Source organism: Stenotrophomonas maltophilia (genome assembly GCF_023518235.1).
Lineage (GTDB): Bacteria > Pseudomonadota > Gammaproteobacteria > Xanthomonadales > Xanthomonadaceae > Stenotrophomonas.
The window spans coordinates 3,233,590-3,249,055 of sequence record NZ_CP090423.1; the positions used below are offsets into that span (position 1 = coordinate 3,233,590).

Below are 15,466 nucleotides of genomic sequence, written 5' to 3' on the forward strand. Positions count from 1 at the left end.
GCTCGACGCTACAGCAGCTGGCGCAGCATGGCCTTGAGGCGCCGGCCTTCGCGTTGGAAGTAGTCGCGCTGTTCGCGCCAGGCGGGGAAGCGCTGTTCCACTTCGTGCCAGAACGCGGGCGAGTGATTGGGCTGGATCAGGTGGCAGAGTTCGTGCACCAGCACGTACTCGAAGGCCCGCGGGCTGCCCAGCACCAGGGCCAGATCCAACGCCATGCTGCCATCGGGCGCCAGCGACCCCCATTGCGAAGACATCACCTTCAGCCGCAGCCGGCTGGGCGCGCGCGGCAGGCCCGGCAGGTACTTCGGCAGCCAGCGGCCGACATCGGCGCGGGTCTGTGCTTCGTAGAACTCGCGCAGCAGGCGGCGCAGGGTGGCATCGCCGCCACGCGCCGGCCATTGCACGCAGGCGCCGTGTTCGTCGATCTCCAGCCGTACGAAGCGGCCCTCCTGCCAGCGCAGCGGCAGCAGCTCGCCACGCAGGGGCAGCACGCCCTCCACGCCCGGCTGCAGCGCCGCAGGCAGGTCCTGGCCCTGGTACTGGCGCAGTTGCACGGCCAGCCAGTCGCGGTGCTGTTCCAGGAAGCGTTCGCCCATCACCAGGCTTGCCCGCGGCGGCAAGGTCAACCGCGCGCCGCGCTCGTCCACGCTCAGCTTGATCCGCCGCGCACGCGGGTCACGCACGCGCAGCACTTCGATCTCGGCATCCTCCAGCCGCAGGCGGACGGTGTCGCGCTGCACGGTGGCGGGCGGGGTCGGGCTGATCAGGCGGCGCAGCAGGCGGCTCATGCGCCCAGCATAGCGCCGCTTCGGGCCGCCGGATGACCGGCGGCCGCCGGGTTGCCTGTTCAGTCAGCCTTGCTGAGCTTGAAGGCCTCTTCCAGCAACAGGAACAGGCGGCGGATCTCGGCGCTCTGCAGGGCGAAGCGGGCGTCGAACTCGGCGCGGCGGCCATCTTCGTCGGCGTGCTCCAGCTGGTCCAGGGCACCGTCGAGGAACTTCAGCTTGCGCACGATCAGGTCGTCGCCGATCACGAACGACAGGTTGTCCTCGAAGATCAGTGCCAGCTTGGTCACCTGCTTGCCGGCGTCCAGGTGCTTGTCGATCTCGTCGCAGCGCAGCTCCTGGTGCTGGCACTTGACCACCGCACCGCCCTCCACCGGGTCCTTCATCTCGCACTCTTCGCCCAGGCTCAGCCCGGTCGGCAGCGGCTCGCCGGCGATCCAGCCGGTCAGGATCGAGCGCGGCGCGACTTCGGCATTCAGCGGCATGGCCGGGAAGCTGCCGAGCAGGCCGCGGATGTCGGACATGAAGTACTCACCGGTCTTGCGGCTGGAGGTATCCACCGCCACGTAGCCGTGCTGCAGGTCGATGAAGGCGTCGTTGCGCGAGGATTTCACGAAGGCGCGCGGCAGCAGTTCATGCAGCAGGTCGTCCTTCATGCGCTTGCGTTCGCGGCCACCGGGACGGCGGCCTTCCTTCTCCTCGATCTCCTCCAGCTTGCGCTCGAGCAGATCGTTGACCACCGCCGCCGGCAGGATCTTGTCCTCGCCGCCCACGGTCAGCCACAGGTGCTCGGCAATGCGATGGGACAGCAGTTCCTTCTCCTCGCGGCCGAACGGCGAGATGAAGCCGCGCGAGTTCATTTCCAGCGCGCCGACCGGCTTGAGCAGGGCGTGCGGCAGCAGGGTGTCGACTTCGGAAAAATCAGTGGCGGTCGGGAAACGGAAGAACGTCAGGTTGCGAAAGAACATGGAATTCCGGATGGCAAAGAGGAAGGGCGACCGACCTTAAGCGGTGGGCGTCTCGGGATCTGCGTCGGCATCGGCCGGGGTACCGGCCAGCCAGGCATGGGCGTCGGGCAGCGGCGCGTCGTCGCGACGGCCAAGCGCCATGAAATCGAACAGGGTGGTATCGGCCAGCTGCGAGGGCCGGACCTCGCCCATGGCGCGCGCGATCTGCTCGATGCGGCCGGGGTGGTCCTTTTCCCACTGCTTGAGCATCTGGCCGACCTGGCGGCGCTGCAGGTTCTCCTGGCTGCCGCACAGGTTGCAGGGAATGATCGGGAACTGGCGTGCCTGCGCGTATTCGACGATGTCGCTCTCGCGCACATAGGCCAGCGGTCGGATCACCACGTGCTTGCCGTCATCACTGCGCAGCTTTGGCGGCATGCCCGACAGCTTGGCGTGGTGGAACAGGTTCATGAAGAACGTGGCCACCATGTCGTCGCGGTGATGGCCCAGCGCGATCTTGGTGAAACCGTGGGTTTCGGCGTAGTTGTACAGCGCGCCGCGACGCAGGCGCGAGCACAGCGAACACATCGTCTTGCCCTCCGGGATGACCCGGCTGACCACCGAATAGGTGTCCTGCTCGATGATGTGGTACGGCACGCCCAGACCGGCCAGGTACTGCGGCAGCACCTGCTCGGGGAAGTCCGGCTGCTTCTGGTCCAGGTTCACCGCCACCAGCTCGAACGGCACCGGCGCCTTCTTCTGCAGCTGCAGCAGCACGTCCAGCAGGGTGTAGCTGTCCTTGCCGCCGGACAGGCAGACCATCACCTTGTCGCCGGCCTCGATCATGCCGAAATCGGCAATCGCCTCGCCGACCTGGCGGCGCAGGCGCTTGGCCAGCTTGTGCTGCTCGCGCTCGGCCAGCCGCGGATCGCGGGCGGCGCGCGGCAGGGAACGCGGCAGGGGATCGGGAAGGGAAATCACGGCACTCATGGGTTCCATTCTAACGGCTCGGAGCCGCCCCGGCCGGGGGTCGGGATTCCCCTCTCCCGGCAGTCATCATCGCTGTGTATGCTCGGAGGCTGTGGATACCTACAGCCCCGCCGAGATCGTCCAACGCCTCGCCGCCCTGCGCGCCGAGCATCGCCTGCTGGATGAACAGATCACCCGCATGGCGGCCAACGGCGAGGACGAACTGGAATCCAAGCGCCTGAAGCGGCGCAAGCTGCAGTTGAAGGACTGCATCGCCAAGCTGGAAAGCCTGCAGATTCCGGACGAACCGGCCTGAGCGGTGGCCGATCCACGCATGGCGTGGATCTACGGCTTCGCCGGGCATGGCCCGGCGCTACCTTCAATCCTGCGGTGCCGCCTCGTCCGGGCGGGCCGCTTCCGGGCTGACCCGTTCGATGGTGTGGCGCAGCTCGCGGCCGAGGATGAACTTGGCGTCCTTGGCCCAGGCATCCAGCCGCTCGTCGAACAGCAGCTTGCTGTTCTCGTCCGGCCAGACCAGGCGCAGCTCGCGCAGCTTCTGGATGAAGCCGCGGAACAGGGTACGGTCGAAGAACTCCGGCGCGGCCGGCGCATAGAGCAGGCTCAGGCGCTGCGCCGCCTGCTGGCACAGGCTTTCCAGCTCGGCCGCACCGAGCACGCCCGGGCCGTTCTTCACCAGCACCGAGATCGCGATGTAGTAGCGCTCGAACGCCTGCTGCAGCGAATGGCCGATCGCACGCAGGCGGAACACCTCGTCGGTCTGGCCGGTGTTGCGCGCCAGGATGCCGCCGTCGTCATCGTTGACGTTCTGCAGCAGGCCCTCGCGCACGAACACGTTGATGGTCTGGTCGATGCGCTGGGCGAACTCATCCTCGCTCCACGGCAGGAACAGCTCGGCCTGCAGGAACGGGTAGACCGTGCGGCCCAGCTGGACCAGGCCGGTGCGGCTCATGCGGCGGTTGTTCTGGAAGCAGCAGGCCACCCACGACGAGGCGGTGAACAGGTGGATGACGTTGTTGCGGAAGTAGCTCAGCAGCACCGCGGTATCGCCGCTTACACTCAGCACGTCGCCCAGCGGGTGCTTGATGCGGGTGAGGACGTTGATCTCCTCGGCGTGGGCGATGATCCGCTCCGGCGAATGCGGGGTGACCGTCACCCGGTCCGAGTACGGCATCTCGACCAGCAGCGTCTTGCACAGCTCGATCTGCGCGATCAGGTCGGCCTCGCCCATCGCATGCTTCGGCGTGGACAGCAGCGCCAGGGCCAGCAGGTTGATCGGGTTGACGTCGGCGGCTGCGTTGACGCGCACCTGGATGCGCTCGGCCAGCGTATCGACGGTGGTCGACAGCCAGGCCGGCTTCTCGTCTTCCGATACGGCCTCGCCCTTCCACTCCGGCGCTTTCTCGGCCAGCACATCGTTCAGCGCGATCGGCTCGCCGAAGTTCACCACCACCTGGCCATAGTTCTGCTTGAGCACCTTGGGGATGCCCCACAGCAGCGACCAGATCGATTCCTTTTCCTTCGGCCGGCCAGACAGTTCGTCCAGGTAGCTGCCGCCTTCCATCAGCTTCTCGTAGCCGATGTAGATGGGCTGGAACAGCACCGGCTTGCGCGGCTGGCGCAGGAACGCGCGCAGCGTCATCGAGATCATGCCGCCCTTGGGCTGCAGCAGTCGGCCGGTACGCGAGCGGCCACCTTCGACGAAATACTCCAGCGAATAGCCACCGGCCACCAGCTGCGCGACGTATTCGCTGAGCACGGCCGAGTACAGCGCGTTGCCGCGGATCGAGCGGCGGATGAAGAATGCACCGCCCTTGCGCAGCAGGGTGCCGACCACCGGCAGGTTCAGGTTGATGCCGGCCACGATGTGCGGCGGCACGATGCCACGGTCGTACAGCAGGTAGGACAGCAGCAGGTAGTCCATGTGGCTGCGGTGGCTGGGCACGTAGACCACTTCGTGGCCCGGCGCGGCGGCCTTGAACTTGTCCAGGTGGTGCACCAGCACGCCGGCGTAGATGCGGTTCCACACATGGCTGAGCATGAAACTGGCCGAACGCACCACCGGGCTGGAGTAGTCCGCGGCGATTTCCCAGGCGTAGGCGTGCGCCTTCTTCCAGGCATCGGCCGGCTTGGAGTTGTCACGCTTGGCCTGTGCGGCGATCGCCTCGCGCACCGGCTCGGCGGCCAGCACCTGGTCCACCAGCAGGCGCCGGGTCGACAGATCCGGGCCGATCACCGATTCACGGATGCGGCGGAAGTGGGTGCGCAGCACACGCTGCAGCTTGCGCACCGTGCGCTCCGGCTCCAGGCCTTCGTCCACGGTGCTGCGCAGCGAGATCGGCGGGGCGAAACGGACGATGGTGCTGCGCCCGTTCAGCAGCAGCCCCAGCAGACGGCGGAAGCGGCCCACCAATGCCCAGTTTTCCGAGAACAGCACCGCGAACCAGCCGCTCTGCTTGTCTGGCGCGCGGCCGACGAAGATCGATACCGGGACCAGATGCACGTCCAGGTCATCGCGCACGCGGTGCGCCTGCAGGACCTTGGCCAGCGAATCGGAGTGGGTCTTGGCACCGCGCTGCTCGGGAATGAGCGAGTTGCTGGAGCTGCGCCTCGACAGCGCCAGGTAGGCGCGCTTGCGGCCGGTGGGGTCACCGGCCAGCGGTACCAGCGGCGACGGCAGGCCGGCCTGGCGGCAGGCCTTGTCCAGGATCAGCGCGTTGGACAGGCCGTAGTCTTCCAGCACGTACATGACCGGGCGGCCATCGTTGTACTGGCCCGGGTCTTCCGGCTCGATCTTCAGCGACAGCCACGGTTCGACCAGGCGGCCAAGCAGCCTTGCCCACAGCGGGCGGCGCCCGGCCGACCGCGCGTGCACCGGCGGCGGTACCGGGTTGGGGCCGGTACCGGTCGAGGGGGACGCCGGCGCCGTATCGGCGGGCGTCGTCTGGGATTCTTCGCCGGGGAACGGCAGCGGGTTCTGTTTCGACATCGGCGCCATTATGGCTTAGGCGGTGGCGTTGCCGCTTCCCCACCCTCGGCGGGGGCGTCGGCCGGCGCGGGCGCCGCGGCGGCACGGGCCGCATCGGCCTTGCGCAGCAAGGCATCGGTGTCGGCCAGGGTGCGGGTCAGGTACCAGTGGCCTTCGCGTCGGCTCAGCGGCAGCTGCAGGGTCATCTCGCGCCCGGCCAGGTCGTAGCGCAGGCGCACCAGCGCGTTGTCGCCCTCCACCGACAGCAGTTCGCCGCGTACGCTGCGCAGCGCATCGTCCACGCCCAGCCCGTAGCTGCCCAGTACCGCCTTGAGGGTGTGGATGAACGGTGCCAGCTGCTGCAGGCTGCCTTCCATGCCGGCCGCCTGCAGGCCGGCCTCATCATCGAAACCGACCTTGCCGGCGGCGCCGACCAGGGCGGCGATGGTGCTGCGCGCGCGGGCACGGTCGCTGATCGGTGCGCCCTGTGCCCAGACCGCCAGGGTCTCGACCAGTGCGATGTAGTGGGCCTGTTGGCCAGGCGTGTAGCCCTTCTGGTGACGCAGGTACTGCACACCGAAGTTGCCCATCGACTGCGCGGCCTGGCGCACCGCGCTGGCCTGGCCGGCCAGCTGGCGGTCGAAGCTGCGCTGCAGCTCGGCGCTGGCGTCGGGCTTGCGCAGCGCGGCCAGCATCGGCAGCAGCTGATCGCCCAGCGGCAGCTCGGTCAGCGGCCACTGGCTGTGGCCGTCGGCCCAGGCCTGCTGCAGGCGCTGGTACTGGCCCGGCGGTACCGACAGCTTCGCGTAGCCGACCAGATCGTCTTCAGCCAGGCGCAGGGCCATGGCCTGCACCGCCGCCACCGGCTCGGCCGCCGGCCGGGCCGGGTCGGTGCCCGGTTCGCGGCACGCCACCACAGCCAGCAGCAACAGGGCTGCCAGCCCCCATCCACGCGCAGACCTTCCTCGCACCGCCACGCTCATGCACTCGGACTCCCCGGACCGGTCCGCATCTTGCGGCCTGCGACGTGACAGCGGCAAGCCGGGCGGGCAACCCGGGGTCAGATCCCTTCTGCCACGGCAGAAGGGATCTGACCCCGGACCGGACCCGCGCGCAAAAAAAGAGCCCGGATCACGGGGATCGCAGGCTCTTCAAGCCGGCACGAGGCCGGAGGACAGTGTTGTGGCACATGTCCGGTCCAAAGACCGGATGGCGGCGATCCTACGCTGCCCTTCAAGTTAAGGCAACACTTCATCTAACACTATGTATCTTGTTGATTTTATTTAATCAATCGCGCTGCCAGACCGACTCGATGAAATCTACGGCATGTTTTTCGGCGATTCGGGCATAAACCCCCGGGTAGCCCGCCAGTGCACAGCCCTCGCCCCAGCTGACCACGCCGAACTGGGTCCAGCCTTCGCTCAGCCGCAGCAGCAGGGGGCCTCCGGAATCGCCCTGGCAGCTGTCCATGCCTTCGCGGCCGGCGCAGATCACCTTGCCGCGCGACAGTTCGCCGCCATAGGCCTGCTGGCATTCGTTGAAAGCCACGAACGGCACCTGCACCGTCTGCAGCTGGGTGGGATAGAGCCGACCGTCGCCGCCGTCGGTATCACCCCAACCGATCACGGTGAACGCGCGGCCCGGCTTGAGATAGCTGGCATCCGGCTGCAGCCGCAGGTTGACCGGCTGCGCGCCCTCCAGGGGAGCGCTGAGCTGGATCAGGGCTACATCGTGCTCCAGCGAATTGCCACTGTTGTAGGCCGGGTGCATGTGGATGGCCTTGATGTTGGATGCCCGCGCGGAAGGTTCGCCGGAGAGCGTGGTGGCCCCGCCGAGCACGGCAAGGTCTGCGGGGCGATCACCCTGTACGCAGTGCGAGGCGGTCAGTATCCACGACGGGGAAATGAGCGTCGCGCCGCACCAGTGGCGGTCATGATCACTGTCACCCGACGACAGGCGTTGGATGCTGACCATGAAGGGATACTCGCCAGCCTGTGCGGCCTCTCCGCCGATGATGCGCGGTGCTTCGCGCGGTTGCGCCGTGGCGCTGGCCGGCAGGGCGGATGCGGCCATCAGCAGGCCGGCGAACAACGAGGTGCTGCGATACATATCCATGTACTCCCTCTCTCGATGGTTGAACCGGCAGCTCCGGGTGGTCCGGTGCCGGCGCATCGATTGGGAAGGTTGGTCCGGCCTGCGAACACGATCGCGCGCACGTTTTTCCCGGTTGGGGATATCTGCGACAGCAGCGAACACGCAAATGAGAACGCCATCCCGCAGATGACGGGATGGCGTTCGGTATTGCGCTGTGACCGGCTGCGCCGGCAGGCTCAGCGTGCAGCCAGAGCCGACGCGATTTCCTGCTGGATGGCCCGCGCGGCAGCCTGCGGGTCAGCGGCCAGGCGGATCGGGCGGCCGACCACGATGGCGTCGGCGCCATCGGCAAAGGCCTGGGCCACGCCAACGGTACGCTTCTGGTCATCGCCGACCGGGCCCCCCGGGCGGATGCCCGGGCAGACGATCGAGAAGCCGGCACCGGTGGCAGCGCGGATCGGACCGGCTTCCTGGCCCGAGGCGATCACCCCGTCGATGCCGGCGGTCTGGGCCGCCAGCGCGCGCTCGACCACCACGTCCACCGGCTCGCGGTCGATGCCCATCTGCGCCAGGTCCGGGCGCCCCATCGAGGTCAGCACGGTCACCGCCAGCAGGCGCATGTCGCTGCTGTTGGCGGCCGCGCAGGCTTCCATCATCGCCGGGTGCCAGCCATGGATGGTGGCGTAGCTGACCGGCCACTGCGACAGGCGCTTGATCACCGCAGCGGCGGTGGCCGGGATGTCGAAGAACTTCAGGTCGACGAACACGCGCTTGTCGCGGCGGGCCAGCTCATCGAGCACCTGGAAGTACTCGCCGGAGGCCAGCAGTTCCATGCCGATCTTGTAGAACGCCACGCTGTCGCCGAGACGGTCCACCCACTCCAGCGCCTGCACACGGTCGGGCACGTCCAGCGCGAAGATCAGGCGCTCGTCATCGCGCAGCGGCAGCGGTGCGCGGCTCACGGTGCGTAGTCCAGCGCGGCGCGCTTGGCGTCATGACGGGCCTGGCGCGACTGGCTGTAGTCGTTGTTGAACTGGGCCGGCTCGAAGCCGCCGTAGGTCGGGTTCGGCAGCATCCACCAGCGTTCGCCGAACCAGTCGTGGTACTGCTGCAGCAGCGCATCACGGCCTTCATTGGTGTTGGCGGTCACTTCCACGAAGTCGCCCAGCTGGTCGCCGAACTGCATCAGCACGCGGTACTTCTGCCCGGCCAGGCGACGGCGGCAGTTCTTCTCGCTGCCGGCCTGCTCGCAGCCTTCAACGACGGTGCCCAGGCCCAGGAACACGCTGTCATCGGCCACCGGCAGGCCCTGCTCGCGCAGGTTGGCCAGGGTGGCATCCTTCAGGTGCACGGCGCGGTTGGAGATGTACAGCAGGGTCACGCCCTTGGCATTGGCGGCCTTGGCGAAATCGACCACACCGGGAATGGCCTTGGCCTTCTTTTCGGCCACCCACTGGTCCCAGCTCAGTTCATCGTATTCCTTGCCATCGCGCACCAGGCGCGCCTGGTAGGGCGAGTTGTCCAGCACGGTCTCGTCCACGTCCAGCACCACCGCCGGCTTCAGGCCCTTGGCCTCGTTGCCGCGCTCTTCCGGTACCAGCGCGTCCCAGTGGGCTTCCTTCAGCGCTGCATCCAGGTGGTCGGCGGCGGCGCGGTAGGTCTGCTCGGTGATCGCCTTGTACTCCTGCGCGCGCTGCATCCACAGCACCGCGTTGAGGTTGTCGTTGGCGCTCCCATCGGGTGCGCCATCGGCCTTGGCGGCAGCGGCCGGAGCCTGCGGGGCAGCGGCTTCAGCGGCAGGCGCCTCCACGCGCTTGCAGGCGGACAGGCCCAGCACCGCGGTGGCGAGCAGGGTCACAGACAGGGAAACGGGACGACGCATGGATTCACCGGCAATCAGATATACCGGCGCATTTTACCGGCAAAGGCGGCCCTGGGACGGCTATGCTTGGTGGTTGACCCGTTGCCCCTCCGGAGGCCGCCATGACCGATTCCGTCCAGACCCCCGACGTCCCCCTGCTCGATGCCGTGCAGGCCCGCCTGCTGGGCTGCCTGGTGGAGAAGGAGGCGACCACCCCGGATACCTATCCGCTGACGGTCAACGCGGCCCAGTCGGCGGCCAACCAGAAGACCGCCCGCGAGCCGGTGATGAACGTCGATGCCGGCAGCGTGCAGCACGCCCTGCGCCAGCTGGAGACGCTGGGGCTGGCCCGCCAGCACTTCTCCTCGCGTGCCGACCGCTACGAACACCGGCTGCAGGCCGCGCTGGACCTGACCCGGCAGCAGACCGTGCTGCTGGCGATGCTGCTGCTGCGTGGGCCACAGACGTTGGGCGAACTGGTCTCGCGCAGCGAGCGCCTGCACCGTTTCGCCGATACCGACGAGGCCCGGCACGCCATCGAGCGCCTGCAGCAGCGCGCGCTGCTGATGGTGCTGCCGCGTGCCAGCGGCCAGCGCGAGGACCGCTACATGCACCTGCTGTGCGGTGAAGTGGATGGTGCGGCCCTGGCGGCGAAGTACGCCAGCAGCGGTGGTGGCAGTGACGCGGCTGACCCCGGCCTGGCCGAGCGCGTGGCCCAGCTGGAAGCGGCGGTGGCCGAGCTGCAGGCGCAGCTGGCCGAACTGCGCGGCTGAACGGTGGGTTGCCGGCCAGCGGCCGGCACTACCCGACCTCTGCCGCCCCTGGCGTGGCATACAGGCGGCTGGCGCTCTCGATGCCCGGCAACTGGATCACCCCGCGCTCGTGCATGCCCAGCCCCAGCAGGATTTTCCCGGACGCCACGTTGCCCAGGTCGGTGATGCCGTACAGATCCTCGATGCCCAGCTCCGCCCGCGCATGCGCCAACACCGCCTGTGCCGCTTCACCGGCATAGCCCTGCCCGGCGAATTCCGACAGCACTGCATAGCCGATATCCGGCCCCGGCAGTCCATCACGCCGCACCAGCCCGGCATTGCCCAGCCACGCGCCGTCGGCCCTGCGCTCGATGGCATACATGCCGAACCCGTTCAGCGCATAGCTGTGCAGCACACGCAGCGCGATGTACTCACGCGCCTGTTCCTCGCTGCGCACGTTGCGGTCGCCGATGAAGCGCAGGAAGCCGGGATCGTTGAGCAGGGCCAGCATCGGCGCCGCGTCGCGGTCGGGCTCGATGCGGCGCAGGCGCAGGCGTTCGCTTTCGATGGGATGCATGCGCGGATCTCTGCTGGGATATGCCGATTGTAGAGCCGAGCCCATGCTCGGCTGATCCGTCAATACGCTAGCCGAGCACGGGGTCGGCTCTACAGCTTCGCCCCGATCAATCGAACAGCGCTTCGATCGCGGCCAGTCCCGCGCTGGCACGCTCCTTCTTGCGCGCCGCGTCGGCCACCGGGTCGGCGCCATCGCGCTGGATTTCCTCGGCCGGAATCTCCTCGAAGAACCGGCTCGGCTTCAACCGCACATGCTCGCCGAACTTGCGGGTCAGCTTGCTGTAACTCATCCACAGCTGGATCTTGGCGCGGGTGATGCCCACGTACAGCAGGCGCCGTTCCTCCTGCAGGTTGCCCTCATCCAGGCTGACCTGGTGCGGCAGCACGCCGTCCTCGCAGCCGACGATGAACACGTACGGGAATTCCAGGCCCTTGGAGGCGTGCATGGTCATCATGCGCACCTGGTTGCCGCCCTCGTCCTTGTCGCTGCGTGACAGCAGCGCCAGCTGGCCGGCCAGGTCGGCGGCGGTGGCTCCGCGCGGGCCGCCCTCGAACCACTGCGCCAGTTCCTCGATGTTGTTGGCGCGGCGCTGGTAACTGGCTTCTTCCTTGGCCTGCTGGCGCAGTTCGCTGAGCAGGCCCGATTCCTTGGCGACCTTGCGGATCATGTCACCGGAACTGACCTGCCGGGTCTGCGCGCGCAGGTCGCGCAGGATGTCGGTGAAGCGCGCCAGGCTGTTGGCCGCGCGCGGCGGCAGCTGCTGCAGGGCGCCGATCGCTTCGGCGGCCTGCGCCATCGGCATGTCCTTTTCCTGCGCCAGCTCGGCCAGCCTGGCCAGCGTGCCTGCGCCGACGTCGCGCTTGGGCGATTGCACCGCGCGCATGAACGCGGTGTCATCGTCCGGGTTCACCAGCAGCCGCAGCCAGGCCAGCGTGTCCTTCACTTCCTGGCGTTCCAGGAACATGGTGCCGCCGGTCAGGTGGTAGGGAATACGCAGCAGCTGCATGGCCTTTTCCAGCGGGCGCGACTGGAAGTTGCCGCGGAACAGGATGCAGAAGTCACTCCACGGCACCTTGCGCGACTGCGCCACGAAAGCGATCTCGGCGGCGACCTTTTCTGCTTCGTGTTCGCTGTTGCGGCATTCCCACACGCGGATGCGCTCCCCGTCGGCCTGGTCGCTCCACAGCTTCTTCAGGTGCTCGTGCGGATTGTTGGCGATCAGCGCGTTGGCCGCGCGCAGCACGCGGTTGGAGCAGCGGTAGTTCTGCTCCAGTTTGATGATTTCCAGCGTGGGGTAGTCACGCCCCATCTGCTGCAGGTTTTCCGGGTTGGCGCCGCGCCAGGCGTAGATCGACTGGTCATCGTCACCCACGCAGGTGAAGTTGCCCTTTTCGCCGGCCAGCTGCTTGAGCAGGCGGTACTGCGCGTCATTGGTGTCCTGGCATTCGTCCACCAGCAGGTAGCCGATGCGTTCGCGCCAGGCCACGGCGATCTCCGGGTTTTCTTCCAGCACCTGCACCGGCAGGCGGATCAGGTCGTCGAAATCCACCGCGTTGAAGGCGGTCAGCCGCAGCTGGTAGCGCTCGTAGACGCTGGCCGCTTCCTTCTCGCGGTTGCTGCGTGCGGCGGCCATTGCCTGTTCGGGCGACAGGCCGGCGTTCTTCGCACGCGACACCAGGTTCTTCATGTCCTCGATGTCATCGGGCTTGGCGCCGTACATCAGGTCCTTGATCTGCGCGGCGGCATCGTCGGCGTCGAAGATCGAGAAGCCCCGCTTCAAGCCCACTGCAGCGTGCTCGATCTGCAGGAACTTCAGGCCCAGCGCGTGGAAGGTGCAGATCGTCACCTCGTCGGCATCCTGCTCGCGCAGGCGCTTGGCCACGCGCTCGCGCATTTCCTTGGCCGACTTGTTGGTGAAGGTGATCGCTGCGATGCGGCGCGCCGGATAGCGGCCACTGCCGATCAGGTGGGCGATCTTTTCCACGATCACGCGCGTCTTGCCGCTGCCGGCGCCGGCGAGCACCAGCAGCGGGCCTTCGATGTGCAGGACAGCGGCAGCTTGGGGAGGATTCAGACCGTGCATGGGGACAGGATTGTAGCGGGGTGCTGGCGGACCCACCTGACTTGCGTGCTTGGGGAACGTAAGGTATTGAATTGGCACCGGAACACAGGAGCGTGGTCCATGTCACCGATCCTCTTCGCACGGCCATGGCGGCCCACCGTCTGGGTCGTGCTGTTGCTGGCGGCAGTCGCAGCCCCCGGCCAGGCCTGCCAGACCCAGCCGGTCGCGTCGATCCCGCCGGCGCTGCTGACCGAAGGCTTCCTGCAGGCCCACCCCGATCTGTACTGGCGCGACCTGGGCCAGACTGCCTGGCGGCGCGGCCGGCCGGCACAGGCACTGGCCCGCTTCCAGCGCGCCAGCCTGTACGCCGACAAGCCCTCGCAGGCGCTGGTGGCACGGATGTACCAGGAGGGGAACGGCACGGCGGCCGACCCGGTACTGGCCTACATCTGGATGGACCTGGCGGCCGAACGTGGCTACCGCGACCTGCTGGTCGAGCGCGAGCGCTATTGGCAGCGCCTGGACGCCGCTCAACAGCGGCGCGTATTGGCCGAAGGCCCGGCGCTGTACGCACGCTACGGCGATGCGGTGGCCAAGCCGCGCATGGAAACCGTGCTGCGCACGGCGCGCAACAGCATGACCGGCAGCCGCACCGGCTTCGTCAATCCAGGGCTGCGGTTGGCCCTTGCCGAAGGACCGGAGGCCGATCGCCCAGTCAGCGGCGACGACTATTACCGCGATGCGTATTGGGATCCGGCCGCGTACTGGTGCCTGCAGGACCAGATCTGGCAGCACGGCAGCCGCAGCCAGAGCGTCGAGGTCGGCCCGTTGCGCACCGTCGAAGATCCGGCGCGCTGACATGCGTTTGCGGGCCATGGCCCGCAGGGAGGGAATCCATGAAGGGAATTCGCATTGCATCGGTCCTGCTGCTGATCGTGTCGATCGCCACCACCGCCGGCGCGTCCGATTGCCCGCTGGAGGAACCGCGCCCGATCCCGGACACGGTACTCACCGGCGGCTTCTTCGACGCCCATCCGGATCTGTACTGGCGCAGCCTGGCACAGCGCGCCGAGCGCAACCGGCAACCGGCCAGGGCACTGGAGTACTACCGGCGTTCGGCGCGCTATGCCGACAAGTTCTCGCAGGCGATGGTGGCGCGCATGTACCAGCAGGGCAGCGGCACTGCCGCCGACCCGGTGATGGCCTACGTGTGGATGGACCTGGCCGCCGAGCGCATGTACCACGACTTCCTGCTGCTGCGTGAACACTACTGGGCGCGGCTGGACCCGTCGCAGCAGGCACAGGCGATCGCGCGCGGGCAGCAGGTGTATGCCGACTACGGCGACCGCGTGGCCAAGCCGCGCATGGAACAGGCGCTGCGTGACGGGCGCCAGCGGATCACCGGCAGCCGTGTCGGCTATGTGAGTTCAGGCCTGGTCGTGGTTCAGCGCCGTGGCAGCGAGGCGGATATCCGCACACCGGGAAGCATCGTCTACGACGACCGCTACTGGCGCGCCGCCGACTACTGGTGCCTGCAGGACAACTACTGGCGGCCGGCACGGACGCCCCAGGTCGACGTCGGGGTGCCGGCCGTGGTCCGCGACGGCGAGCCGGGGGGCGACTAGAATTGGCCGATGGCCAAGCTCTATTTCTACTATTCGGCGATGAACGCCGGCAAGACCACCACGCTGCTGCAGAGCGCGCACAACTACCGCGAGCGCGGCATGCGGGTGGCGATCCTGACCCCGCGCCTGGATGATCGCGCCGGGGCCGGCGTGGTCGCCTCGCGCATCGGGCTGCGCGCCGACGGCATGGCCTTCGACCGCGACACCGACCTGCAGCACTGGGTGGAACAGGACCTGGCCGCGAACGGGCCGATGGGCTGCGTGCTGGTGGACGAGGCGCAGTTCCTGACCCGCGCCCAGGTCTGGCAGCTCAGTGAGGTGGTCGACCAGCTGCGCATTCCGGTGTTGTGCTACGGGCTGCGCACCGACTTCCGCGGCGAACTGTTCGAAGGCAGCCAGTACCTGCTGGCCTGGGCCGACGAGATGCAGGAGATCAAGACGATCTGCCACAGCGGCAAGAAGGCGACGATGACGGTGCGCGTGGACGAGCATGGCCACGCGGTGCAGGACGGCCCGCAGGTGGAAATCGGTGGCAACGACCGCTACGTATCGGTCAGCCGTGCCGAGTTCAAGAAGATCACCCGTGGCGAAGGGCGGATCGAGCCGATGCAGGCGCCACTGCCGTTGTAAGGGGTGTTCGGCAGGGCTGCGCCCTGCAGCTGCCGAGGCCGGAGCCAGAGCAACGGCAAAAGCGGGCTATCCGTGGGATGGCGGGGCACTGTGGGTGTACGGGGACGGCGCAAGTACGTCCATGTAGCCTTGGTCGCCGCATCCATGCGGCTCACACCCCGCAAACCCACAGTGCCCC

General features: G+C 67.9%; 15 protein-coding genes. 5 read left to right on the plus strand and 10 right to left on the minus strand.

Annotated elements, in window-relative coordinates:
- Nucleotides 1–8: 8 nt before the first annotated feature.
- From LZ605_RS15175 to ttcA, 3 genes are read right to left on the minus strand one after another with little or no spacing between them, the layout of a single operon-like run.
- The gene (locus LZ605_RS15175; RefSeq protein ID WP_249842336.1) at nucleotides 9–788 is read right to left on the minus strand and encodes a M48 family metallopeptidase; all 780 of its coding nucleotides are present in this window, start codon (nucleotides 786–788) and stop codon (nucleotides 9–11) included.
- Between the two features lie 59 nt (nucleotides 789–847).
- On the minus strand, nucleotides 848–1,753 hold the full coding sequence (locus LZ605_RS15180; RefSeq protein WP_004153441.1) for a recombination-associated protein RdgC: 906 nt from the start codon (nucleotides 1,751–1,753) through the stop codon (nucleotides 848–850).
- A 36-nt stretch (nucleotides 1,754–1,789) separates the two neighbouring features.
- On the minus strand, nucleotides 1,790–2,722 hold the full coding sequence (ttcA, locus tag LZ605_RS15185) for a tRNA 2-thiocytidine(32) synthetase TtcA (protein ID WP_249842337.1): 933 nt from the start codon (nucleotides 2,720–2,722) through the stop codon (nucleotides 1,790–1,792).
- A 91-nt stretch (nucleotides 2,723–2,813) separates the two neighbouring features.
- On the opposite strand from ttcA, the gene LZ605_RS15190 reads away from it, so the two are divergent.
- Nucleotides 2,814–3,017 (plus strand): YdcH family protein, encoded by a 204-nt coding sequence (locus tag LZ605_RS15190; RefSeq protein ID WP_249842338.1) that lies wholly within the window; start codon nucleotides 2,814–2,816, stop codon nucleotides 3,015–3,017.
- Between the two features lie 63 nt (nucleotides 3,018–3,080).
- Here LZ605_RS15190 and plsB read toward each other — a convergent pair whose 3' ends face one another.
- The 5 genes from plsB to LZ605_RS15215 form a co-directional block, all read right to left on the minus strand.
- Nucleotides 3,081–5,717 (minus strand): glycerol-3-phosphate 1-O-acyltransferase PlsB, encoded by a 2,637-nt coding sequence (gene plsB / locus LZ605_RS15195; RefSeq protein WP_249842339.1) that lies wholly within the window; start codon nucleotides 5,715–5,717, stop codon nucleotides 3,081–3,083.
- Complete coding sequence (locus LZ605_RS15200; protein WP_249842340.1) at nucleotides 5,717–6,670, minus strand: hypothetical protein; 954 nt, start codon at nucleotides 6,668–6,670, stop codon at nucleotides 5,717–5,719. The genes plsB and LZ605_RS15200 overlap by 1 nt, the downstream gene beginning before the upstream one ends.
- Nucleotides 6,671–6,974: 304 nt before the next feature.
- Nucleotides 6,975–7,802 carry a S1 family peptidase gene (locus LZ605_RS15205; protein ID WP_249842341.1) on the minus strand — a complete coding sequence of 276 codons (828 nt, stop codon included), beginning with the start codon at nucleotides 7,800–7,802 and terminating at the stop codon, nucleotides 6,975–6,977.
- Between the two features lie 215 nt (nucleotides 7,803–8,017).
- On the minus strand, nucleotides 8,018–8,743 hold the full coding sequence (gene pyrF, locus LZ605_RS15210) for an orotidine-5'-phosphate decarboxylase (protein ID WP_249842342.1): 726 nt from the start codon (nucleotides 8,741–8,743) through the stop codon (nucleotides 8,018–8,020).
- Nucleotides 8,740–9,663 (minus strand): 5'-nucleotidase, lipoprotein e(P4) family, encoded by a 924-nt coding sequence (locus LZ605_RS15215; protein ID WP_249842343.1) that lies wholly within the window; start codon nucleotides 9,661–9,663, stop codon nucleotides 8,740–8,742. Before LZ605_RS15215 ends, pyrF begins: the two co-directional genes overlap by 4 nt.
- Nucleotides 9,664–9,764: 101 nt before the next feature.
- Here LZ605_RS15215 and LZ605_RS15220 point away from each other — a divergent pair, with 101 nt between their 5' ends.
- Nucleotides 9,765–10,415, plus strand: coding sequence for a YceH family protein (locus tag LZ605_RS15220; RefSeq protein ID WP_249842344.1), 651 nt, complete (start codon nucleotides 9,765–9,767; stop codon nucleotides 10,413–10,415).
- A gap of 28 nt (nucleotides 10,416–10,443) precedes the next feature.
- Here the strand turns inward: LZ605_RS15220 and LZ605_RS15225 are convergent, their stop codons facing one another.
- A complete protein-coding gene (locus LZ605_RS15225) occupies nucleotides 10,444–10,971 on the minus strand; it encodes a GNAT family N-acetyltransferase (protein WP_249842345.1) in 528 nt (175 codons plus the stop codon).
- A 106-nt stretch (nucleotides 10,972–11,077) separates the two neighbouring features.
- Nucleotides 11,078–13,054, minus strand: coding sequence for a UvrD-helicase domain-containing protein (locus tag LZ605_RS15230; protein ID WP_249842346.1), 1,977 nt, complete (start codon nucleotides 13,052–13,054; stop codon nucleotides 11,078–11,080).
- Between the two features lie 99 nt (nucleotides 13,055–13,153).
- Here LZ605_RS15230 and LZ605_RS15235 point away from each other — a divergent pair, with 99 nt between their 5' ends.
- Genes LZ605_RS15235 through LZ605_RS15245 form a run of 3 tightly spaced genes read left to right on the plus strand, consistent with a single transcriptional unit; the run spans nucleotide 13,154 to nucleotide 15,288 of the window.
- Nucleotides 13,154–13,891, plus strand: a complete 738-nt coding sequence (locus LZ605_RS15235) for an SEL1-like repeat protein (protein ID WP_249842347.1) — start codon at nucleotides 13,154–13,156, stop codon at nucleotides 13,889–13,891.
- 38 nt (nucleotides 13,892–13,929) lie between these two features.
- Complete coding sequence (locus LZ605_RS15240; protein WP_249842348.1) at nucleotides 13,930–14,658, plus strand: sel1 repeat family protein; 729 nt, start codon at nucleotides 13,930–13,932, stop codon at nucleotides 14,656–14,658.
- Nucleotides 14,659–14,667: 9 nt separating this feature from the next.
- On the plus strand, nucleotides 14,668–15,288 hold the full coding sequence (locus LZ605_RS15245; protein WP_057498056.1) for a thymidine kinase: 621 nt from the start codon (nucleotides 14,668–14,670) through the stop codon (nucleotides 15,286–15,288).
- Nucleotides 15,289–15,466 lie beyond the last annotated feature (178 nt).